The organism is Streptomyces sp. NPDC018947, from assembly GCF_044390505.1.
In the GTDB taxonomy this organism is placed as follows: domain Bacteria; phylum Actinomycetota; class Actinomycetes; order Streptomycetales; family Streptomycetaceae; genus Streptomyces.
On the sequence record NZ_JBIRZD010000015.1, the window covers coordinates 138,208 to 160,150 of the forward strand.

16 protein-coding genes are annotated in these 21,943 nt (G+C 73.7%); 4 read left to right on the forward strand and 12 right to left on the reverse strand.

All coding sequences use genetic code 11. From position 1 onward, the window contains the following. Positions 1-108: 108 nt before the first annotated feature. The 3 genes from ACH499_RS26625 to ACH499_RS26635 all read right to left on the reverse strand — a co-directional run bounded on the left by ACH499_RS26625 (position 109) and on the right by ACH499_RS26635 (position 4,082). A complete protein-coding gene (locus ACH499_RS26625) occupies positions 109-1,128 on the reverse strand; it encodes a Gfo/Idh/MocA family protein (RefSeq protein ID WP_399018820.1) in 1,020 nt (339 codons plus the stop codon). Between the two features lie 107 nt (positions 1,129-1,235). Beyond that, entirely contained in the window at positions 1,236-2,330 is a 1,095-nt protein-coding gene (locus ACH499_RS26630; protein ID WP_356201330.1) for a chemotaxis protein, read from the reverse strand. A 90-nt stretch (positions 2,331-2,420) separates the two neighbouring features. Beyond that, entirely contained in the window at positions 2,421-4,082 is a 1,662-nt protein-coding gene (locus tag ACH499_RS26635) for an alpha/beta hydrolase (protein WP_399018822.1), read from the reverse strand. Between the two features lie 250 nt (positions 4,083-4,332). On the opposite strand from ACH499_RS26635, the gene ACH499_RS26640 reads away from it, so the two are divergent. Together ACH499_RS26640 and ACH499_RS26645 are read left to right on the forward strand one after the other, a co-directional pair. Continuing rightward, complete coding sequence (locus ACH499_RS26640; RefSeq protein WP_399018824.1) at positions 4,333-5,031, forward strand: chaplin family protein; 699 nt, start codon at positions 4,333-4,335, stop codon at positions 5,029-5,031. A 508-nt stretch (positions 5,032-5,539) separates the two neighbouring features. After that, positions 5,540-7,318, forward strand: coding sequence for a glycoside hydrolase family 15 protein (locus ACH499_RS26645; protein ID WP_356201324.1), 1,779 nt, complete (start codon positions 5,540-5,542; stop codon positions 7,316-7,318). Here the strand turns inward: ACH499_RS26645 and ACH499_RS26650 are convergent. The 7 genes from ACH499_RS26650 to ACH499_RS26680 form a co-directional block, all read right to left on the reverse strand. Beyond that, positions 7,290-8,027: a class I SAM-dependent methyltransferase gene (locus ACH499_RS26650; protein WP_399018826.1), complete on the reverse strand. Its 738-nt coding sequence runs from the start codon at positions 8,025-8,027 to the stop codon at positions 7,290-7,292. The genes ACH499_RS26645 and ACH499_RS26650 overlap by 29 nt on opposite strands. A 7-nt stretch (positions 8,028-8,034) precedes the next feature. Next, positions 8,035-12,495 carry an aminotransferase class I/II-fold pyridoxal phosphate-dependent enzyme gene (locus ACH499_RS26655; protein ID WP_399018938.1) on the reverse strand — a complete coding sequence of 1,487 codons (4,461 nt, stop codon included), beginning with the start codon at positions 12,493-12,495 and terminating at the stop codon, positions 8,035-8,037. Positions 12,496-12,615: 120 nt separating this feature from the next. Then, positions 12,616-14,235, reverse strand: a complete 1,620-nt coding sequence (locus ACH499_RS26660; RefSeq protein ID WP_399018828.1) for a right-handed parallel beta-helix repeat-containing protein — start codon at positions 14,233-14,235, stop codon at positions 12,616-12,618. Between the two features lie 5 nt (positions 14,236-14,240). Further along, on the reverse strand, positions 14,241-15,203 hold the full coding sequence (locus ACH499_RS26665; protein ID WP_399018830.1) for a UDP-glucuronic acid decarboxylase family protein: 963 nt from the start codon (positions 15,201-15,203) through the stop codon (positions 14,241-14,243). Further along, the gene (locus ACH499_RS26670) at positions 15,200-16,522 is read right to left on the reverse strand and encodes a UDP-glucose/GDP-mannose dehydrogenase family protein (protein WP_356201319.1); all 1,323 of its coding nucleotides are present in this window, start codon (positions 16,520-16,522) and stop codon (positions 15,200-15,202) included. The genes ACH499_RS26665 and ACH499_RS26670 overlap by 4 nt, the downstream gene beginning before the upstream one ends. A 6-nt stretch (positions 16,523-16,528) precedes the next feature. Further along, entirely contained in the window at positions 16,529-17,596 is a 1,068-nt protein-coding gene (gene galE, locus ACH499_RS26675; protein ID WP_399018940.1) for a UDP-glucose 4-epimerase GalE, read from the reverse strand. A 14-nt stretch (positions 17,597-17,610) separates the two neighbouring features. Further along, entirely contained in the window at positions 17,611-19,440 is a 1,830-nt protein-coding gene (locus ACH499_RS26680) for a glycosyltransferase (protein ID WP_399018832.1), read from the reverse strand. A 134-nt stretch (positions 19,441-19,574) separates the two neighbouring features. On the opposite strand from ACH499_RS26680, the gene ACH499_RS26685 reads away from it, so the two are divergent. Next, positions 19,575-20,273, forward strand: a complete 699-nt coding sequence (locus ACH499_RS26685) for a TetR/AcrR family transcriptional regulator C-terminal domain-containing protein (RefSeq protein WP_356201314.1) — start codon at positions 19,575-19,577, stop codon at positions 20,271-20,273. A gap of 168 nt (positions 20,274-20,441) precedes the next feature. Here ACH499_RS26685 and ACH499_RS26690 read toward each other — a convergent pair whose 3' ends face one another. Both ACH499_RS26690 and ACH499_RS26695 read right to left on the reverse strand, forming a co-directional pair. Continuing rightward, positions 20,442-20,927: a nucleoside deaminase gene (locus ACH499_RS26690; RefSeq protein ID WP_399018834.1), complete on the reverse strand. Its 486-nt coding sequence runs from the start codon at positions 20,925-20,927 to the stop codon at positions 20,442-20,444. A gap of 132 nt (positions 20,928-21,059) precedes the next feature. Beyond that, on the reverse strand, positions 21,060-21,500 hold the full coding sequence (locus ACH499_RS26695; RefSeq protein WP_356201312.1) for an SPW repeat protein: 441 nt from the start codon (positions 21,498-21,500) through the stop codon (positions 21,060-21,062). A gap of 179 nt (positions 21,501-21,679) precedes the next feature. Between ACH499_RS26695 and ACH499_RS26700 the strand changes: the two genes are divergently transcribed. Then, the gene (locus ACH499_RS26700; RefSeq protein WP_399018836.1) at positions 21,680-21,877 is read left to right on the forward strand and encodes a hypothetical protein; all 198 of its coding nucleotides are present in this window, start codon (positions 21,680-21,682) and stop codon (positions 21,875-21,877) included. Positions 21,878-21,943 lie beyond the last annotated feature (66 nt).

Genomic DNA, 21,943 nt, shown 5'->3' on the forward strand with positions numbered 1-21,943 from the left:
CGTTCCCGGTGTACGCGCTCGGCGCATCAAGTCGTAGCTCATCTACGCGAGTTGGGGGTCCTCGGCGCTCCGGGGCATCGTCGCCCGGACGTTCGACGGATCCCTGTTCTAGGCCGGGGAGTGCGGCGCCGGGCGGGGAGCCGTCTCGACCACCGTGCGGACGCCCGTCTCCAGGGCCCGTACGCCGGCCTCGGCGACCACGGAGGCCGCGTATCCGTCCCACGCGCTCGCCCCCGTGACCCGCCCCCGCCGGGTGGCGTCGACCCAGGCCCGCACCTCGCGGTCGTAGGCGTCCGCGAACCGCACGAGACAGTCCTGCGGCACCTCCTGCCCGGCGCCGCCCGCCCGGGTCACCGTCATGGTGCGCGCCTCGCCGATCCGGGCGCTGCCCGCCTCGCAGACGGCCTCGCAGCGGACCTCGTAGCCGAAGCCGCAGTTGACGAAGACCTCCACGTCCACCAGGGCGCCCCCGTCGGTCTCGAAGACCACGAACTGCGGGTCGAGCAGCCCCGCGGGCGCGCCCCCGGACGGCCGCGGCCGCAGCACGGTCACTGCGGTCAGCTCTTGGCCCAGCAGCCAGCGGGCGGCGTCGATCTCGTGCGACACGGAGCTGTTGACCAGCATCGCCGAGGTGAAGTCCGGCGGGGAGGAGACGTTGCGGTGCACGCAGTGCAGCATCAGCGGCCGGCCCAGCCGCCCGCCGTCCAGCAGCAACTTCAGTTCCCGGTACTCGGTGTCGTAGCGCCGCATGAAACCGATCTGCGCCAGCCTGCGGCCGAGCCGCGCCTCCGCCTCCACCACGCGCAGCGCGCCCGCGGAGTCGGGCACCATCGGCTTCTCGCACAGCACCGGCAGACCCCGTGCGAAGGCGGCCAGCAGCGCCTCCTCGTGCGCCTCGCCGGGCGAGGCGATCACCACGGCCTCGACTCCGGGCGCGTCCAGCGCGGCCTGCGTCTCCGCGTGCACGAGGACGCCGTCGATCCCGGCCACGGCCTCCTTCGCCCGCTCCGTGTCGGGGTCCGCGACGGCGGCGACCCTGGCACCGCTCACCCTTCGGTCGAGTCGTCGTATGTGATCGGCGCCCATGTGGCCCGCGCCCAGGACCGCCACACCCAGAAGTCCGCTCACGCTCCGGCCGCTCCTCCCTGTCCGCCGCGCACCCCGGAGTCGGGTACGTGTACGGCGAACAGGGTTTCACGGCCGTCAAGGGCGCCCGCGCGGACGGCCGCGGAGGGTCAGTACCGCAGCACCGCGGCGATGCCGTCCACGTCGCCCAGCGTGCCGTCCGGGACGAAGCGGACGTCGGCGCCGGTCTCCAGGCACTGCTCGACGATCTCGTCCACGATGTCCTCGCGGGCGTCGAGGTCGCCGCTGTCGGCGGGCGTCAGGTGCTCGCCGTCCTCGCGCATCGTCACCCGGAAGTTCTCCTCGACGGCGAGCAGGCGGACCCGGCCGGTGTGCGCGCTCTCCCACAGCTCGTCCACGCCGGCCGCGAAGTCCTTGCGCCCGCGCGCGGCCACCAGTTCCCTGGCGACGGCCTCGACGGCGCCGCGCGCCTCGTCGTCGAGCACCGGCCGCACCGCCTGCCGTACGGCCTCGGCGGTGCCGTGGGCGAGGCCGCCGTGCGGGACGAGCACCGCGTTCGCGGCGATCGCGCCGGCCTCCTCGAACAGCGACAGCGCTGCCTCGGGCCCGGTGACGTACAGCGGTCGGGGGTGGGCGCGCAGCACCTTCTCCATGGCGGCGTCGGCGTCGCGCAGGAACCGGCGGGTGCCCTCCTCGCGGAAGCTGCTCGGCGTGTCGCCGATCCGCTCCTGGCGCTCCGGGTCGAAGTCCTCCGGCGGCCGGTCCATCGGGAAGCCGCCGCTGCGCTCCTCGACGACCCGGTCTCCGCCGCCGTTCCACAGCGTGACGCGGTCGGCCGCGACCGACAGCACCCAGAACGGCCGTTCGGCGGCGTGGGCGGCGACGAGGTTGCGGGTGAGGAAGGTGTCCGAGAGCACCACGCGCTCGGGCACGGAACGGGCCAGCGTCCAGACCTGGTGCTCGCCCGGGGCGGCGAAGATCGCCAGGCCGTCCTCGGCGTGCGCGAGGTCGACCTCGGCGAGGGCCCGGTCCAGTTCCCTGGCGACCTCGATGCGCCGTTCCCGGGTGACCGCGGGATCGTCCTCGAGTTGTTTCTTGGCCTCGGCGACCACGTTGCGCAGGCGGACCGGGTCCTGGGCGTTGTCCGGTTCGCGGCGGTGCGTCGGCGTCAGCACGGACACCGCCGGGTACGGGCGGGGGCGCCGCAGCTCGGCGAGGGTGGCGGGACTCAGATCGTGCTCCATGTCAGCACCATAGAGCGAATGGACGTATCAGGCATTCGGGGCAATCGGTGTCACCCGGATGGACTGCGCCCGCTCCACGGGACCGGCGGCTCAGCCGGCCTGGTCCTCGGCGCCGCAGGAGCTGCCGTCGGGCGGCAGGGAACCGTAGAGCAGGAAGTCGTCGACCTTGCGGTGCACGCACTCCGAGGAGGCGTAACCGGTGTGCCCCTCGCCCTTGTTGTCGAGCACCACGGCCGAGGGGCCGAGCCGCCCGGCCGTCTCCTCGGTCCAGCGGTACGGCGTCGCCGGGTCGCCCCGCGTGCCGACCAGGAGCATCTTCGCGGTGTCGACGTCGCGCACCTCGTCGCGTATGTAGTCGGTGCCCTTCGGGCGGCCGTAGCACATCAGCACCTGCGTGAGCCGGTAGCGGCCGAAGACCGGCGAGGCCTCCTCGTACCGCTCGCGCAGCCGCCCCAGGGACCGGGTGACCTGCTCCGCGCCGGGGCGGTCGGGGTCGTCCGCGCAGTTGATGGCCATGAGGGCGGCCGGCAGGTTGTCCAGGGGGACGTCCTCCTCGGCGGTGAGGCCGCCGCCGTCCCGGCGGTTCTCGCCGCGCACCGGGAAGGTCACGCCGCCGGTGGTGAAGCTCTCCAGGCCCCGGGTGTCCCCGTCCTCCAGCAACTGCGCGAGGGCGCGCTCCAGCAGGGGCCACAGCTCCCGGCTGTAGAGCGCCTGGCCGACGGCGCCGACCAGGTCCTGCCCGGAGAACGGGTCGCCGAAGGCCGACGGCACCGGATTCTCGTCCATCGAGGCGATGAGCCGGACGATCTGGCCGCGGGCCTCCCGGGCGTCCTGCCCGAACGGGCAGGCGATGTCCTCCGCGCACCAGGCGAGGAAGTTCTCCAGCGCGGTCTGCTGCCCCCGCGCACCGGCCAGGCCCTGCTCGGCGAGCGGTTCCGTCAACGTGTCCACGCCGTCGAGGGCGACCCGGCCCACCCTGTCGGGGAACTGGGCGGCGTAGACCGCGCCGAGCCGGGTGCCGTAGGAGAAACCGAGGTAGTTGAGCCGGTCGTCGCCGAGGGCCGCGCGCATCACGTCCATGTCCCGGGCGGCGTTGACCGTGCCTATGTGGGGCAGTACGGGACCCGAGTGCTTCGCGCACTCGGCGGCGGCATCCCGCAGGTGCCGCAGCACGTCCCTGGGCTCGGCGATCTCCTCGTCGCCGTCCGTCGCCTCGATGATCCGCATCGTGGCGGGACCGCAGGTCACCGGTGAGGACCGGCCGACGCCGCGGGGGTCGAACGTCACCACGTCGTAGCCGTTGGTGAGGTGCATGAACTCCTTGCCCGCGGCCGCGAGCTCGCTGACGCCGGAGCCCCCCGGCCCGCCGAAGTTCAGCAGCACCGAGCCCCGTGCGTCACCGGTCGCCCGGTACCGGGCGAGGGCCAGGTCCAGCGTGCCGGCGCGGGGCCGTCCGTAGTCGAGGGGGACGGTGACCTTCCCGCACTGGAGATCCTTCGGCATGTCCATGCCTTCGCAGGCCGACCAGGTGACGTCCTGGTCGTAGAACCGGGAGAGGTCCGGTCGCCGGGAGAGGTCCGGCTGCCCGGACGCTGCGGGGTGCCGCGCCAGGTCCGGTCGCGGGGACCGGTGCGGTTGTTCGGTGCCGGTGGCGGTCGCGGCGGGCAGTCCCGCGCCCAGCAGGGCGAGCCCGAGCGCCGCGGTGACGGCGCGGCGCCGGACCGACGGCCGATTCGACAGCTTGGCCAGCATCGATGCCTCCCGGGGCGCCCCGTCGCGGGCCGGTGGCCGGCGCCCTCGCTCACCATAAGCGGGCCTCGGGCGGCTCGCCTCCGGGCGGTTTCGCGGGCCCGGAGGGGGCCCGGGGCGCCCATGGGCGGTTGTTCGATGAACCGGTCACTCGACGGAGTGAAAGGCTGATAAGCCATAACTCGGATGGTGCGCCCGCGTTTTAACCGGTGCGGGCGAGCGCCCGCCACGATGTCTGGAAGGCAGGGAACTCATGAGAAGGGTTACCCGAAACGGTGTCTTCGCTGTCGCGGCCTCCGGCGCACTGGCCGTGACGCTGCCGGCGTACGCGGCGTTCGCCGCCGACGGCGCCACCGCGGACGGCTCCGCGGCCGGTTCCGCGGGGGCGGTCTCCGGCAACACCGTCCAGGTCCCCGTGAGCGTCCCGGTGAACGTGTGCGGGAACACGCTCAACGTGGTCGGGCTCCTCAACCCCGCCGCGGGCAACGGCTGCGCCGTCACGGGCACGGGCGGCACGGCGAGCGGGGAGGCGGACGCCTCGTCCGGCACGGCCGGCCCGTCCGGCGCCGAGGTCGCCGGGGGCGGGACGCAGGACTCGCCGGGCGTGCTCTCCGGCAACGGTGTGCGACTGCCGGTCGAGGTTCCCGTGAACGTCGGCGGCAACAGCGTCAACGTCGTCGGCATCGGCAACCCGGCCACGGGCAACGAGTCGGTGAACGGCCCCGGCGAGCGTCCCGAGGAGCCGCGGCAGCCCGAGAGGCCGGAGCCCACCGCCCCCGTCGAGGAGCCCGAGCGGTCGGAACCGTCCCCGCGGCAGGCGCCGCCGCGGACCGTGGAGGCCCTCGCCCACACGGGCGCCGACGCGACCCTCCCCGCCCTGGCGGGCGGAGCCGCGCTGGTCCTCGGCGGGGCGGTCCTGTACCGGCGCTACCGCCCGGGGGCGCGGGCCTGACCCGGCCCCCGGCCGATACACCGTTCGCCGCCCGGCCCCGCCACGGTCCGGGCGGCGGTCACCGGGCGGCCCGGCCTCGCCCACGGCACCCGCCGGTGCGGCGCGCGCCACAGGCGATCCCGGCGAGAGGCCGTACCGGCCTCGGACACCGCCGGCCCGGTGAGGACAGGCACCCACCGGCCCGGCGGGGCCAGGGCCCGCCGGCGCCAACCGGCCCCTCTGCGAGGGCCTACCGGCCGGGATCCGTCGGCCCGGAGAGGGCGGCGCCCGGCCCGGTCCGCGCCAGTCCGTGCGGTGACCGTCGCATCGCGGGTCCGGGTGAGGGTCGTACGGCCCGGTGAGGGCGGCACCCGCCGTCCGCGACGGGCGTGCCGTCCTCGCAACCAGCGGCCCGGCACCGGCGTGCCCGTCCAACTGCCCCCGGCCATCGCCCCGCACCCACTGCACGGCACGGCCGACGGGCGTAACCTGGAAGTGCGGCCAGGTGTATGACGGCGTGGGTCCGATCATGAGCAGTCTCATCGAGGACTACGCCCTCCTCAGCGACCTGGAAACCGCCGGAATGATCGGCAGGAACGGGTCCGTCGACTGGCTGTGTCTGCCCCGCTTCGACTCGCCCGCGTGTCTCGCGGCCCTGGTGGGCACCGCCGACAACGGGTTCTGGCGGGTCGCCCCCCGCGGAGCCACCCGACCCTGCACGCACCGCGCCTACCGGCCCGACACCCTCGTCCTGGACACCGAGTGGCGCACCGCCTCCGGCACCGTGCGCGTCACGGACTTCATGCCGCCCCGCACCGAACGCCCCTGCCTCGTCCGCGTGGTGGAAGGGCTGTCCGGCGCCGTCACCGTGCGCAGCGAACTCAGGCTCCGTTTCCACCAGGGCCGCGTCGTGCCCTGGACCCGCGGCAGCGAGGGCCGCAGCGTCGCCGTCGCGGGGCCGGACGCCGTCTGGCTGGGCGCCGACGGACCGGTGACGCAGCGTCCGGAGGCGGGCACCGCGGTCGCCGACTTCACCGTCACCGCCGGCCGGCGGCTCGCCCTCACCCTCGTGTGGGCGCCGTCCCACCGCGCGAGTCCACCCTCGGCGCTGTCCGTGCCCGCCGAGACCGCCCTGAAGGAGAGCGTCGCCTTCTGGCGCGGCTGGGCCGCCCAGTGCCGCTACGAAGGGCCCTGGCGCGAGGCCGTGGTGCGCTCCCTGATCACCCTCAAGGCGCTCACCTACGCACCCACCGGCGGCATCGTCGCCGCCCCCACCACCTCGCTGCCCGCCCGCATCGGCGGCACCCTCAACTTCGACCACCGCTACTGCTGGCTGCGCGACTCCACCCTCACCCTCTCCTGCCTGCTGCGCAGCGGCTACCGCGAGGAGGCCACCGCCTGGCTCGGCTGGCTGGTCCGCGCGGTCGCCGGGGACCCCGCCCGCCTCCAGACCGTCTACGGCGTCGCCGGCCAGCGCCTGCTGCCGGAGTCCGAGGCCCCCTGGCTGCCCGGGTACGAGGGCTCGCGCCCCGTCCGCTTCGGCAACGCCGCCGTGAGCCAGCGCCAGCTCGACGTGCACGGCGAAGTGCTCGACACCCTCTGGCTGTCCCTGCGGGCCGGCATCGACGTACCCCCGCACGTGTGGAGCCTGGCCCGCTCCCTCATGGAATACCTCCAGGAGCACTGGCGCGAACCCGACCAGGGGCTGTGGCAGGACCGCGGCCCGGCCCGGCAGTTCGTGCACTCCAAGGTGATGACCTGGGTGGCCGCCGACCGGGTGCTGCGCCTCGGCGCCCTGCTCGGTGCAGACGTGCCCGACGCCTGGACGGCCCTGCGCGACGAGGTGCGCCGGCAGGTGTGCCGGTTCGGCTGGAGCACCCGCAGGGGAGCCTTCGTCCAGGCCTACGGCTCGACCCGGCTCGACGCCTCCGCCCTGCTCATGCCGTCCCTGGGGTTCCTGCCGGCCCGCGACGCCCGCATACGCGGCACCGTGCGTGCGATCGGCTCCCTCGAACACGGCGGCTTCGTCCGGCGCTACCAGCACCTGATCGGCGCGCCCGACGGAGAGGCGACGTCCGTGGCCTGCTCCCTGTGGTACGCGGACGCGCTCGCCGCCGTCGGCGAGCCGGGGCGGGCCCGGGACGCCTTCGAACGCGTACTGGCGATCCGCAACGACGTCGGTCTGCTGTCGGAGCAGTGGGACCCGGACGAGGGCCGCCAACTGGGCAACACCCCCCAGGCGTTCAGCCACCTCGCACTGGTGCAGACCGCGTTCGCCCTCACGACCCGGACGCCGTCACGGCGGTGAGCAGCACCATGCCCGAGTCCCCGTAGTCCGGCAGGGTCGGATCGGAGTCGATACGGGTCACTTCCAGCTCCTCCGTCAGCGGCGCGAACACCTCCTCGACCGTGCGCGGGTCCACGGGACAGCCGGGCCAGCGGGACGCGGAACCGATGCGGTACGTCGGCATGTTCTCCATGAAGGCCGCCACCAGGAACCCGCCCGGCACGACACAGCGCGCGAACGCCCGGCAGAACTCCGCGAACTCGCCGACGTCCTCGGTGGCCCCCTCCGCGACGAAGTGCATCGACGCCAGCCCGTACGTCCCCGGCGGCAGCGACCGGACGTCACCGCGCACCACCTCCACCGGCGCGAGGGCCCCGGCCAGCGTGTCCGGCACCGCGGGGTTGAGCCGCCGGCACAGTTCGTGGAAGGGCAGCCAGCTCTCGTCGGGACGGACCGTGAGCTGACGCTCCAGATAGGCCACGTTGCCCGCCCCCGTCTCCACGGCGTCCACCCGGCGGCTCACCCCCGAGGCGAGGATCAGCGGATACAGGTTGGGTCCCGCCCCGAACTCCACCGAGCGCTCGATGCTCCCCGGCGGCAGGCGCCGGTAGAACGCGGAGTGGTGGGCGATGACCGCGGCGTCCGAGGGATGCAGGGCACGGTAGTTCTCTTCGAGGTAGTCGGCGACCGGCCAGCGGTCCCAGTCCACGTCGTCGTTGTAGGTCGGCACCGTGCCCTCACCCCTTCGCCCGCAGCGGGAAGCGCGCGGCCAGCCGCGTCAGCGTCCCGTTCAGCCGGTCGATGTCCTCGTCCGAGTTGGCCGTCGTGATCTGGACGCGGAAACCCACCCGGTTGCGGGGCACGAGGGGATGCGCGGCCAGCGTGACGTAGATGCCCTCGTCCCACAGGAACAGCCCGACCGCGTCGAGGTCGTCGGGATCGGCCAGCGGGATCTCCACGATCGGCAGCCGGTCCCGGTTCAGGGTGGCCACGCCCAGGCCGTCCAGGTGGTCGAGCACCCGGACCGTCCTGCGGTACAGATCGGCGCGCAGGGCGTCGCCCCGTCGGTCGTTGACGTCCAGCCCGGCCATCGCCGTGGCCAGCGACGCCGTCGGTGACGGGCCCGAGTACAGGTAGGGCGCCGCCGCGGTCTTCAGCCGCTCCTTCATCGCCCGGGGCAGCGCCACGAAGGCCAGCAGCGACGAGTACGCCTTGGAGAACCCGCCGGTGAGCACGATCCCCTCGTACGACTCCCCGGTGTGCCGCACGATGCTGTTGCCCCGCAGGCCGTACGGGCACGGCTCCTCGGGGCCGCGTTCCCCGATCACACCGAAGCCGTGCGCGTCGTCCACGTACAGCGTGGCCCCCCGCGGGCGGCAGACCGCGGCCAGCGCGGACAGGTCGGGCACGTTGCCGGTCATGCTGTCGACACCGTCCAGGCACACCAGCCGCGGACCGGTCCCGGTCGCCGAGGACAGCAGGGCGGCCAGCTCGTCCGGACGGTCGGAGTGGAAGCGGTGCAGCGTCGCGCCCTGACCGCGCGCCATCAGGGCGCCGTCGTACACCGTCCGGTGCGCCGTCGCGTCGACGAAGACGTGGCCGTCCTCGGCCAGCGCCGGGATCACCGACGAGTGGATGAGGGTGAGCGTGGGCAGCAGCAGCGTCTCCTCGGAGCCCAGCAGCGCGGAGAGCCGCTCCTCGATCTCCGGGTACAGCCGGGGACTGCCCAGCATCCGCGACCAGCTCGGATGCGTGCCCCAGCGGCGCACGGCGGGCTCGACGGCGGCGCTGATCTCCGGGTCCCAGTCGAAGCCGAGGTAGTTGCAGGACGCGAAGTCGATCAGCCAGTGGTCGCCGCTGCGGATGTGCCGGCCGCGTACCTCGTCCAGGACCGCGTCGGTCATGGGACTGGTCCGCTGCAACTGCTCCAGGTCCGCGGTCCGGCTCGCGCGCCCGCGGCCCGGCGGCCGCTGTGCCTCCGATGCCCGCTCGACGCCCGGCGGCCGTTCGCGGACCGGCGCTCGCTCCCGCTCCGGCGGCCGTTCCCGGTCCGTCGCTCGACCTCCGTCCGGCGGCCGTTCGCGGTCCGGAGCTCGTTCGCGCTCCGGTGGCCGTCCCCGCTCCGCTGGCCGCTCGCGCCGCTCGGCCGTCGGCGGCCGGTCGGCGGCCGGTGTCCGCGACGCGCCGTTGGTCCGCCGCAGCACGCCCGCGCTCTGCCCCACCGTCATCGGGCGGGCGAACAGGAAGCCCTGCCCGAACCTGCAGCCCATGCCGGCCAGCAGGTCCCGCTGCGCCGGGTGCTCGATGCCCTCGGCGATCACCTGAAGCCCCAGCGTGTCGGCGATCCGCACGATGCCCTCGACGAGCGCCATCTGCCTCCGGTCGTGCGGGATGTCGTCGATGAACGTCTTGTCGATCTTCAGAACGTCGATGGGGAAGTCCCGCAGGTACCGCAGCGAGGAGAATCCGGTGCCGAAGTCGTCCACGGCGATGAGCACCCCGAGGTCCTTGAGGGCACGCAGCACCGTCCGGATCCGTTCGTCGGCGCGCAACAGCACCGTCTCGGTCAGCTCGAGCTGGAGGGAACCCGGCGCCAGTCCCGGGGTGCGCAGCGCCTGGCCGACCTGGTCGACGAAGCCGTTGTCCCGGAACTGGCGGGCGGAGACGTTGACGCTGATGTACGGCGGGCGGCCGGAGCCCGGCAGGCGCTGGAGCCCGGCCACGTCGTTGACCGCGTTGCGCAGGACCCACGACCCGAGCGGCGCGATGTGCCCGGTCTCCTCGGCCAGGCTGATGAACTGCTCCGGATCCACCAGCGGGTCCGGCGGGTTGGGCCAGCGGACCAGCGCCTCGAAGCCCACCACCTCACCGGCGGTGATGTCCACGACGGGCTGGTAGCGCAGGGCGAACTCGTGGCCGGCCACCGCCCGCGCGAGTCTGCTCTGCAGGTCGTGCCGTTCCGCCATCCGGGTGTGCAGGATCTGCCGGAAGCGCCGCCACTGCCGTTTGCCGGCCGCCTTGGCCGCGTACAGCGCGAGGTCCGCGTGGCGCAGCAGCTCCTGGGCGTCCGCGCTGTCGCGGGCGGTGGCCACACCCACACTGGCGGAGACGGTCACCGACTCGTCGGCCAGCTCGAAGGGCCGGGACAGCGTCTGGATGATCTGCGCCGCGAGGAGTTCCGCGTCCAGCGGCTCATGCGCGTTCTCCATCAGCACCGCGAACTCGTCGCCGCCGAGCCGCGCCGCGGTGTCGGAGCGGCGCAGCGTCCGCGACAGCCGGTTGCCGACGGCGGACAGGAGACGGTCGCCGACCGCGTGCCCCATCGTGTCGTTGACCAGCTTGAAGTCGTCCAGGTCGATGAAGAGCAGACAGGTCAGGGACGGCTCGCGGCGGCCTCGCAGCATCGCGCGCTCGACCCGCTCCAGCAGCAGCGTGCGGTTGGGCAGCCCCGTCAGCGAGTCGTGGAAGGCCCGCTGCGTCAGCTCGTGCTCCAGCCGGCGCTGCTCCGTGACGTCGCGCAGGGTGACCACGATCCCCGACACGGTGGGCTCGTCGCGGAAGTCGCTGAACCGCGCCTCCACCTCGACCCGGCCGCTCCCGCGGGGTACCCACCAGTGGTCGTGGGCGTCCCGCGGGCCGCGCTCGCGCACCGCCCGCATCCCCTCGGACGCCCGCCCGCGGTCCCGGGGGTCGAGCAGCGCCGGCAGGGAGCGGCCGGCCAGGTCCGCGGTGCCGAACACGGACTCGGCCGAGGGACTCGCGTAACGGACGGTGTCGTCGTCGTCCACGATGAGGATGACGTCCGACGTGTTGCGCACCAGGGTGCGGAAGTAGGCCTCGCTCTCCCGGCGGATGACCTCCTGGCGCAGGGCCACGCGTTGCATCGCCAGTCCCGCGTGCGAGGCGAGGATCTCCAGGGAGCGCCAGGTCTCGGTGAGCGGTCCGGCGGGCCCGGCCACCAGCAGGACACCGGGGCCCTCCCCGGCCGCCCGGCCCGGCGGTGTCATGGGGCACACCAGGACGGCGGGTGCGCCGGACAGTTCGGCGGCGAGCGGGGGACCGAGGCCGGCGGGGTCCGTCAGACGCGTGTGCAGCAGGCCCGGTTTCGTCGCTTCCGTGGCGCGCTCGGTCGGCAGCAGCAGCGTCCGGTGCCCGACCGCGGGCCCCAGGAGCCGGTCGACGGCCGCCTCGCAGGCATCGACGATCTCCTCGCGCCGGATGGCGGCCACCAGGGAGGCGCCCGCCCGGCGCAGGGCCAGCTCCCGGGCGACCGCCCGCCGCAGGGCCACGACCATGCCGGACAGGCGGAGGATCACCAGCAGGAACAGCAGGGCGGAGAACGCGGCGATGACGGGGGCGTCGTGCGGGGCGCGGGTCAGCCCCTCGTACAGCAGGATGCCCGGTGCGATCAGGGTGACCGCGGCCAGCGCGACCAGCCGGCTGCGCCGCGGCAGCAGCGACTCGTGGTTGGGCACCGGGGAGGTGGTCGCGGCCATGGAGGGATGCAGCGCCGCCAGGCCCCAGGCCGTGTAGAAGACGATCCAGCCGGAGTCCAGCAGGGTCCCCGCCTGCCACGTCGCGTTGAGCTGGAGTATCCCGTAGGCGATGTCGAAGCCCAGCAGGGTGACCGTGCCGAGGACCAGGAGCTGCACCGAGCGGCTCGGCCCGTCGACCTGTCCGGGCGACAGCAGCCGGGCGAGCAGCGCCAGCACCAGGACGTCACCGAGCGGATAGGCGATGCTGATGGCCCGCTGCTCCCAGGTGAGCCCCTCCACCTCCGTCAGCGGGCGCACCAGGTAGACCCACACGGGCAGCGCCAGCCCCGCGGTGAGGATCAGCGCGTCCAGCACGCTGGGGAGGTCGGGGCCCGAGCGCCGGTACCGCGCCAGTCCCCACAGGCCGACGGCGAACAGCGGGTACGTGACGAGATAGCAGGCGTCCGCGGGTGACGGAAAGGGGTTGGAGGCCTGGAAGTACGTCTCCTGGACGTTGTAGTACGTGTCGCCCGCGATGAACGCGACCAGCCCGCCGGCCAGGAACCACCAGGGCCACGGATGGGCGGGCCGGTTGACCCGGGTGCCGGTGACGACGGCCGTGGCGCCGGCGAGACCGATGACGGCCCACACGGGGGAACGGGCGGCGGGGACGGTCATGTAGACGGCTGTGGCGACTGCCACGAGCGAGATGTGGGCGGCCATGAGCCGGTGTGCTGCCGGCACGGGCAAGCGCCTCCCCCCGGCAGGGGACCGGGCCGTGCACCTGGTCGGGTACCGAAACCGATAGTAGGAGCGCCCGAAGACCCCTGCAATACCGGCGTCTCAGGGCTGTACGGCACCGATCGCCGGCGGTGCCGGGACCTTGTGCCCGAGCACGTCGACGGTGCCCGGGTCGATGCCGAACAGGGCCGTCAGGTCCAGCCCGTCCCGGGGACAGCGGGGCGTGAACAGCCCCACGTCCCCGGGCGTCGCCGGGTCTGGCAGGGCGCCGCCCTTCGGACAGGGGTCGGCGGACGTCCCCGAGGCCTTGCCGTTCACGCGCTCCTGCCCGGTGCCGTCCCGCCAGGCGGCCAGGTCCGTGTAGCGGTGCCCGCCCCACCGCACGGTCCAGTGACCGGACGCGGCGTAGTACTGGTTGCCCTGGAAGACGACCTGGGCGGGGGTGAGGACCCGGTCGGCCGTCACCAGCGGATCCCCGTCGGAGACCAGGATGTTGTTGCGCAGGCTGATCCCGTTGTTGCCGGGCCGCAGCAGCACCACGGTGCCGTCACCGCCGGGGGAGTGCGACATGGTGACGGTGTTCTGGTAGACGCGCAGGTCGTGCACGCGGGAGCCGTAGACCGTCAGCGCTCCGTGATGGGGCAGTTTGCGTGCGTCGTCGGCGCTGACGTTGTAACGGATGGTGTTGTCGGCGTGCGCCCCGTTCGCCGGGTGCGAGTACACGTAGTAGCCGGAACCGTCGTTCTGGTACGACACGTTGTACTGGACCACCGAGTGGGAGGTGTTCGAGTCGAGGCCGAAGCCCCCGCCGTCGACCTTGGAGCCGGTGTGGTTGCGGTAGGAGGAACTGTGCTCGATCAGCACCCGCGTCGAGTCGTACGTCCACATGCCGACCGGCCCGGCGGGGGCGTGCCGCGCCGACTGGTCACCGTTGTCGTGCGCGGTGGAGTCACGGACCGTGGCGTGCCGTACGCCGCCGAGGACGATGCCGTTGCCGGTGTGCCGGTGGCTCGCGGTCGGGTCGCCGGGGTTGTCGTACGCCCGGACGTCCTCCAGCAGGAGGTTCTCGTGGGCGTAGGCGGGGTGGTGGACGTCGAAGGCGGGCCCGTAGGTGAGAAGTCCGGCGTCCCGGTTGCCGTGCAGGTCGGCGTCGCGCACGGTCACGTCCCGGAAGCCGGTGCCGACGGCGGCCGAGCCCATGGCCACACCGACCCGGAACCCGGAGACGTCGACGCCGATGACCGTGACGTGCCGTTCGGCGCCGGCGCCCGCCTTGTCGGCGTACAGGTTGACTCCCGCCTCGCCGGTGCTGCGCGCGCCCGGTCCGCTGAGCGTGAGGTCGCGGATCTCGACGCCGGCCGTGTCGTGCACGGAGACGCCCGGGGTGTCCGTCGCGGCGATCGTGGCCCGGCCGCCGCCGTAGGAACCTACGGTCACCGGCCGCCGCGCGTCCCCGGCGTCGCGGGCCCCGATCGTCACCGTGCCCGGGAAGCGCGCCCCGCCCTGCAGCAGCAGCCGGTCACCGGGGTGCAGGGCCGCCTTGTCGGCCCGCGCGAGGGTACGCCAGGCCTTGCCCGCCGAGGTGCCGTCCGCCCTGTCGTCGCCGCGGGGGCTGACGTAGTACGTCGTGCCCCGCGGTACGTAGTGCGGGGTGGAGCAGCCCGCGGCGATGCCCACCACCACGGCGGCGGTCAGATACACGGCGGCACGGCGGCGGCGCATCGGTGTCAGGCCCCCACCGGGTGCCCGAGGCGCGGGGAGGCCGCCTCCTCGGCGAACCAGCGGACCGTGCGGCGCAGCCCCGTCTCCAGGGGCACCTCGGGCGCCCAGCCCAGCAGGGAGCGGGCCAGGGTGATGTCCGGCCGCCGGCGGACCGGGTCGTCGACGGGCAGCGGCAGGTACTCGACCCGCGAGGCCGAGCCGGTCACGCTCAGCACCAGGTCGGCCAGCTCGCGCACCGTGTACTCGGCGGGGTTGCCGAGGTTCACCGGGCCCGGGTGCGACGTGTCCAGCATCGCCACGAGGCCGCGGACCAGGTCGTCGACGTAGCAGAAGCTGCGGGTCTGGTCGCCGTTGCCGTGGATCGTCAGCGGGTCGCCCGCGCGGGCCTGCCGCACGAACGTCGACACCACCCGGCCGTCGTGGGGCCGCATCCGGGGGCCGTACGTGTTGAAGATCCGCACGATGCCCGTGTCCACGCCCCGGCCGCGCCGGTACGCCATGGTGAGGGCCTCGGCGTACCGCTTGGCCTCGTCGTACACGCTGCGCGGGCCGACCGGGTTGACGTTGCCCCAGTACTCCTCGGGCTGCGGGTGCACCGTTGGGTCGCCGTACACCTCGCTGGTGGAGGCCAGCAGGAAGCGGGCGCCGTGCCGTGCGGCCAGGCGCAGGGCGTTCTCCGTGCCGTGGCTGCCTGCCGCCAGGGTCTGCAGCGGCATCCGCAGGTAGTCCGGGGGCGAGGCCGGGCTCGCCAGGTGGGCCACCGCGTCCACGCGTCCCGGCACCCGGAAGGGGCGGGAGACGTCCGCGCGGATCATCCGGAAGCGGGGGTGGCCCAGGAGGTGCAGTACGTTCACCGGTTCGCCGGTGCAGTGGTTGTCCAGGCACCAGACGCTGTCTCCGCGGCGCAGCAGCGCCTCGCACAGGTGCGAGCCGACGAAACCGCTGCCGCCGGTCACCACGACCTTCATGACGCGGCCTCCGTTCCGTACCGGTCGAGCGTGTTCACGGTCCAGCCGCCGGCCCGCCAGGCCTCCGCGTCCAGGGCGCCGCGGGCGTCCAGGAGCAGCGGCCGGCGCACCACGTAGGCCAGGGCCGCCGGGTCCAGGCGGGCGTAGTGGGGCCAGGGCGTCAGGTGCAGGACGAGGTCCGCGTCCTCGCACGCCTTCGGCACGTCCAGGGTGTACGTCACCTCGGGCAGGACCGCCCGCGCGTTGTCCAGGGCCTCCGGGTCGTGGACGCGGACCGAGGCGCCGCCGGCCCGCACGGCCGCGGCGACCTCGAGCGCCGGCGAGTCGCGCACGTCGTCGCTGCCCGGCTTGAAGGCGGCGCCCAGCACGCCGACCCGGTGGCCGTCGAACGAGCCGCCCAGCAGCCGGCGCGCCAGTTCCACGGTGCGGCGGCGCTGCCGGGTGTTGATCCGGTCGACCTCGTGCAGGAAGACCACCGAGTCCCCGGCGCCCAGCTCCTCGGCGCGGGCCGCGAAGGCGCGGATGTCCTTGGGGAAGCAGCTCCCGCCGAAGCCCAGGCCGGGCTCCAGGAACAGGGACCCGATCCGCGAGTCGGCGCCGATGGCGCGGGCCAGCAGGGCGGCGTCGGCGCCCGCGGCCTCGCACACCTCCGACATGGCGTTGATGAACGAGATCTTGGTGGCGAGGAAGGAGTTCGCCGCCGCCTTCACCAGTTCGGCGGTGGCCGGATCGGTGCCGAAGTAGGGCACCCCGGCCCGCAGCATCGGCCCGTACAGCTCCCGCAGCACCGCGTCCGCGCGGCGGGAGAAGGTGCCGACGACGAGCCGCTCGGGGTGCAGGGTGTCGTGGACCGCCGAGCCCTCCCGGAGGAACTCCGGGTTCCAGGCCACCTCGCAGCCGGGCGCGGCGGCGGCGACGCGGCGCCCGAGCCGGGCCGCCGTACCGACCGGGACCGTCGACTTGCCGACGATCAGCGCGCCGGGACGCAGATGGGGTACGAGCCCGTCGACGACGGCGTCGACGTAGCGCAGGTCGGCCTCCTTGCCGTCCGGCCGCTGCGGGGTTCCCACACAGACGAAGTGGACGTCGGCGAAGCGGGCGCCCGCCGCGAGGGACGTCGTGAACCGCAGTCGTCCGGCCGAGATGTTGCGGGCGAGCAGATCGCTCAGGCCCGCCTCGTGGACCGGTGGGCGTCCGGCCGAGAGGGTGGCGATCCGATCGGCGTCGACGTCGATGCCGAGGACGTCGTGACCGAGGTCCGCCATGCACGCGGCGTGCACGGTCCCTACGTATCCGGTGCCGATGACTGTCAACCGCATGAGGGTTCACTCCTTGATGCTCGGCCGCCGGGCCGAGCCGGCGTAGCCGTGGGGGTTGAGTTGCTGGAAGTGCCACGCGTCCCGGCACATCGCCGCCAGGTCCCGGGTGGGGCGCCAGCCCCAGGCACGGCCGACGGCGCGCGCGTCCGCGACCAGTTCCGGCACGTCTCCCGGACGGCGCTCGACGACGTCGTACGGAATGGGCCGGCCGCAGGCGGCGGAGAACGCGGCGACCACGTCGAGCACCGAACTGCCCCGCCCGGAGCCCAGGTTGAACACCCGCATGCCGCGCGAGCCGGAGAGCCGGTCGAGCGCGATGCGGTGCGCCTCGACCGTGTCCATGACGTGGAGGTAGTCGCGGACGGCGGTGCCGTCCGGGGTCGGGTAGTCGCCGCCGAAGACCCTCAGCCGCTTCCTGCGGCCGACGGCGACCTGGGCGACGTAGGGCATGAGGTTGTCGGGCTCGCCGTTCGGGTCCTCGCCCAGCAGCCCGCTGGGGTGCGCGCCGGTCGGGTTGAAGTAGCGCAGGCACAGCACCGCCAGACAGGTCCAGTGGCGGCAGACGTCGGCGAGGACGCGTTCGCACAGCCACTTGGAGGCGGCGTAGGGGTTGGTCGGGCGGGCCGGGGCCGACTCGTCGAGGGGGCCGCCGCCCGCGTCGCCGTAGACGGAGCAGGACGAGGAGAACACCAGCCGGCGGACGTCGTGGTCGCGCATGGCGGCGAGCAGGGAGGTGGTGCCTCCGAGGTTGTTGTCGTAGTACTCGACGGGCATCCGTGTCGACTCGCCGACGGCCTTGTGCGCGGCGAAGTGCACGACGGCGTCCACACGGTGGCGGTCGAAGACGGCCGACAGGGCGCGCCGATCACGGATGTCCAGTTCGTAGACGGCGCCGACGAAGCGGCCGGCGATCCGTTCCACCCGGTTGAGTACCTGCGGGGTGCTGTTGGAGTGGTCGTCGACCACGATCACCTCGTATCCGTGGTCGAGGAGGTCGACGCAGGCATGGCTGCCGATGAAGCCGGCCCCGCCGGTCACCAGGACGGTGGCCGGTGCGCCTGCGTTGCGTGCGATGTGGTTCACCGTGCTCACCTCAGGACAGCGACGGCGTACGCCGGGTAGAGGACGAGGGCGGTCGCGACCGGGAGGACCGAGAGGATCCCGAGGGCCAGCGGCAGCCGGGCGATGGACAGCAGGGCCGTGGCCCGCAGGCCCGCGACGCGCCCGGCCTCGCGCAGGTGCAGGACCGGCACGCACAGGGCGACGGCCGCGTAACCGGTCGCCGCGAGCAGGCACAGGAAGACGTAGCCGACCGAGGCGCTGCGCAGCTCGCCGTAGACGGCGACGCCGGAGAGGCAGGCGGCGAGTGCCGCGAACGGCAGGACGAGCCGGGCGAGCAGGGGCTGCGGCCCTTCCGCGTCCTTGGGGGTCACCTTGAAGGTGAGCGGACGCGGCCGCAGCCGCTGGGCGACGGCGCCCACCAGGCCCCAGACCACGAACGGCCAGCGGGCCAGCGCGAACAGCCACACCTCCCAGCTCACCAGCGGGGCGTCGGGCGGCCGCAGGAGTCCGCGGCGGCGCAGCACGAGCAGTGTCAGCAGCAGCCAGCCGGGCAGCGACCAGAAGTGCAGCAGGAAGTCGAAGTAGTCGACGTTCATCCAGGGAATGCCGGTCACGACCGCGACGGGCGGCAGTACCAGCCCGGCGATGACCATGAGGCCGAGCAGCGGGTAGTAGGCCAGCGCGTAGGTGAACCGCAGTCGCAACAGCGGGGACAGCCGCCGCAGGTGACGCGGCAGCAGTCCGAGCAGCATCGTGGCCAGGCTCCGCGACCACTGGTACTCCTGTGTCACCATGTCGGCGAAAGTCAGGGGTCCGTCGCCGTGCGCCTCGGCGTCGACGGCGAACGCCCCGTGCCAGCCCGCCGAGTTGAGCAGGTACGTGGTGGAGAAGTCCTCGGCCAGCTCCGGCCCCAAGCCCCCGATGTCCCGAAGGGCGCGGGTGCGCACCGCGTAGTGCGAGCCGATGCACATCGGCGCGAGCCCGTCGCTGTGCCCGAGCTGGACCGCGCCGTGCCACACCGCCTCCCGGTGCAGCCGGCCCCGCGCCGACCAGGACTGATCGGCGTTCGCGTCGCACATGCTGGGCGCGGCGACATAGCCGATCGCCGGATCCCCGAACGGGCGGACCATCTCGGCGAGATACCTGGGCCCCGGCACGTGGTCGCAGTCGAGCTGGGCCACCACCGCGTACCTCTTGTAACCCCAATGGTCGTAGAAGTAGGCGAGGTTGCCCTCTTTGCAGCGGGTGCGCCGCGGCCAGTGGGGGCGGTGGTACGCGGTGACGCCCAGCCGGGAGGACACCCGCACGTGGTGGGCGCGGCACCAGCGCGCCGACTCCTCGGTCGGACGCTCCTCGCACAGCCACACGTCGTACGGGTGCGGGAAGTCCTGGGCGAGCATCGCCTCCAGCGTGCGCCGGACGGTCGGCCAGGGTTCCGAGGGCGCGCGGGTCACGGCGAAGGCGACCGGCAGCGCCGGCACGGGCAGCGCCGGATCGACCCGGCGCACCCGCAGCGCGGTGACGAAGAAGTAGGCGGGCAGCGCGGTCAGGTACAGCAGCAGGGCGCTGTTGATGACCAGTCCGGCCCAGCCCGCCCGGTGCTGCGGCTCCAGCCACCAGGTCCAGAACCACACGAAGCTCGCCGTCCAGCCGAGCGCGATCACCGCGAGCATGCCCCGGTCCAGCCGGGGGAGGGCGGGGACGAAGGTCGTCGGGCGGACGGCCCGGGGCGGGGAGGGCCTGCCGAAGACGGGACCCGCCGCGGTGACCCGGACGACGTTGCCGTCCGAGATCTTGGTCAGATGTCGCTCCACCTGGAGGAGGTCCGCCGGTTCTTCCGGCCCGCTGTGCGTCATGACGACGCTCCCGACGCTGTACGCGGACGCCGTATGTTTACGACGTATATGTACGACTTTGCGCCTATGGTGGGCGTACGTCAAGAGACGTCTGGATCCGGGCCGGCCGGCCTGTGAGGAGGAGGTGACCGCGCATGGAGAACGGGACGACGGGCGGCGGCCGGGGGCGGCGCGCCAGTGACCGGGGGCGGTACGGGAAGCTGAACCGGGAGCGGGTCATGCTGTCGGCCCTGGAGGTGGTGGACCGCGACGGGCTGTCCGGCCTGAGCATGCGCCGGCTCGGCGCGGAACTCGGCGTCGAGGCGATGGCGCTGTACCGCTACGCCCCGGGGAAGGACGCGCTGCTCGACGGGCTGGTGGAGGCGTTCGCCCTGGAGCTGGAGCACGAGCTGGGGGAGCCGGTGCCCGGACGGTGGCGTGCGGAGCTGCACCGGATCGCGCTCGCCACGTACCGGGTGGCCCTGCGTCACCCCAATGTGGTCCCGCTGCTCGCCACCCGGCTGCTGTCCACGCCCCTGGCCCGGCGTCCCGAGGCGGTGCTGCGCGGCGACGAACGGATCCTCGGCCTGCTGGCGGAGGCGGGGACGGACGACCGGGGGGCGGTGGCGGTGCACCGGGCGTTCACCGCCTGGCTGCTCGGCTTCCTGATCGTCGAACTGCGCGCCATGGACGACGCCCCCGAGGAACCGGACCCCGCCTTCCGCCTCGGGCTGCACCGCATCTCCGCGACGGACCTGCCGCACCTGCGCGCCACCGCGCCGGCCATGGTGGAACGGGGTGGCCCCGAGGCCCTGGCCGCGGGCCTGGACGCGCTCCTCGACCGGATCGCCTGACCGGGCTCGCGGGGTGCCCGGCCGGCGGCGCGGGCGTCGTCACCGGGCGGCGGGTTCCCGGTCCGGCAGCCCTCCTGATGTGTATGTGCCGGGTCGCCGTGCTGGGGTGTGCGCGGGCGGTGCCGCCGTTGATCCGGCAGCCCGTTCCCCGCTCAGACTCCGCCCGGTTCAGCCCCGCGCCGCGTGGAACCGGCGGTGCAGGGCCCGGATCTCCTCCGTCAGCTCCGGTACCGGTCCCTCGACGGTCACGCCGGGCGCGACCTCGTTGACCGGCAGTGTCCGCACCGGCGGGGCGGGGACGCCCAGCTCGGCCAGCCAGGTGCCGAGCTGCTCCGACGAGGCGACGTACACGATGCGGCCGAGGCCCACCCAGGCGTGCGCGGCGGCGCACATCGGGCAGTGCTCGCCGGAGGTGTAGACCGTCGCCGCCGCCCGTTCCCCGGGGGTGAGGTGCTCCGCGGCCCAGCGCGCCAGCGCGAACTCGGGGTGCCGGGTGCGGTCCCCGGACGCCACCCGGTTGTGGTCCTCGGCCATGACCGCGCCGTCCGCGCTCACCAGGACCGACCCGAACGGCTCGTCCCCGGCCTCCAGCGCCTCGGCCGACAGCTCCACACAGCGGCGCAGGTAGTGCAGCTCGGCGTCCTTCACGACCATGGCGTAGGGCCTCCTCGAGATCGGCTGCTCGACGGGCACCCTAACGTCCCCGGACATGACGCGGCGCGCCGGTGTCGTCCGGCGCGCCGTCGCGCGTGTGTGAACCGTCCCTCCTTCTCGGGACTCGCCGGCCTACGGCCTGGGTGCGCTCCTCGCCGCCGTGGCGGCACAGACCGCGCCCAGCACCAGGGCCAGGGCGCCGACCACGACGTTGTTCCAGATGACGCCCGCGTCCGGGTTCGTGCCGACGATCCACGGCGAGATGATCATCCAGACGCCCACCGCGCACATGGCCCAGCTCAGGCCGTACATGCGGTCGGGGGCGCGGGTGAAGCCGAGGGCGAGCAGGCCGATGGCGATCCCGATGATCAGATTGTGGGCGACGAGCGAGGGCTGGCTCGCGGTGAAGTGGACTATCCACGGGGACACGGCACAGTAGAGGCCGAGCAGGAACACCGGCCCGTCCACGAGTGCCACGTCACGGCCGCCGAGCATGCGGGCGTAGCGCGCCTGCATCTCCGGGGCGTCGGGGTGGCTGGTGATGTCCCCTCTGTGGTGAGAGACGTTGGCCATGAGTCGTCTCCTTCGACTTGCCGGACCGACAGCGCCAGGCACAGTGCGTCAGCGCCGTACGTGCCCCATTCTGCTCTTATTTCTCCCTTATGTGTAGAGGTGGGAGGCGGTACATGCCGCCCCGGATCCGGGGCAGGCGCACAGGTGCGGGAGCGGCGGACCGGCGGTGGAATCCGGGGGTGGCGGCAGTGACGGGCGCGAAGGTGCTGGAACGGTTTCCGGCGGGGTCCCCGCGCGGATCGTGGCCCGCGGAGGAGTACGCCGCCCGCCGTCGCGCCGAGGGGCAGCCCGCCGCCGTGGTGATGGACCTGGAGACCGACGCCTTTCTGGTGGTGGTCCCGTCCCGTGACGAGAGCGGGCCGCCGACCGCCGTGTGAGGCCCCGCCGTTCCATCGGTCCGCGGCCGCCGCAGGGCCTTTGCGGCCGAGCGGTCCGACTGTCCG

Bases quoted from the DNA above. Each gene is read 5' to 3' on its own strand.
- ACH499_RS26645 (WP_356201324.1), top strand. From the start codon at position 5,540: ATGAGCAGTCTCATCGAGGACTACGCCCTCCTCAGCGACCTGGAAACC.
- ACH499_RS26655 (WP_399018938.1), bottom strand. From the start codon at position 12,495: ATGGCCGCCCACATCTCGCTCGTGGCAGTCGCCACAGCCGTCTACATG.
- ACH499_RS26630 (WP_356201330.1), bottom strand. From the start codon at position 2,330: ATGGAGCACGATCTGAGTCCCGCCACCCTCGCCGAGCTGCGGCGCCCC.
- ACH499_RS26695 (WP_356201312.1), bottom strand. From the start codon at position 21,500: ATGGCCAACGTCTCTCACCACAGAGGGGACATCACCAGCCACCCCGAC.
- ACH499_RS26670 (WP_356201319.1), bottom strand. From the start codon at position 16,522: ATGCGGTTGACAGTCATCGGCACCGGATACGTAGGGACCGTGCACGCC.
- ACH499_RS26680 (WP_399018832.1), bottom strand. From the start codon at position 19,440: ATGACGCACAGCGGGCCGGAAGAACCGGCGGACCTCCTCCAGGTGGAG.
- ACH499_RS26635 (WP_399018822.1), bottom strand. From the start codon at position 4,082: ATGCTGGCCAAGCTGTCGAATCGGCCGTCGGTCCGGCGCCGCGCCGTC.
- ACH499_RS26660 (WP_399018828.1), bottom strand. From the start codon at position 14,235: ATGCGCCGCCGCCGTGCCGCCGTGTATCTGACCGCCGCCGTGGTGGTG.
- ACH499_RS26690 (WP_399018834.1), bottom strand. From the start codon at position 20,927: ATGGTCGTGAAGGACGCCGAGCTGCACTACCTGCGCCGCTGTGTGGAG.
- ACH499_RS26640 (WP_399018824.1), top strand. From the start codon at position 4,333: ATGAGAAGGGTTACCCGAAACGGTGTCTTCGCTGTCGCGGCCTCCGGC.
- ACH499_RS26685 (WP_356201314.1), top strand. From the start codon at position 19,575: ATGGAGAACGGGACGACGGGCGGCGGCCGGGGGCGGCGCGCCAGTGAC.
- ACH499_RS26665 (WP_399018830.1), bottom strand. From the start codon at position 15,203: ATGAAGGTCGTGGTGACCGGCGGCAGCGGTTTCGTCGGCTCGCACCTG.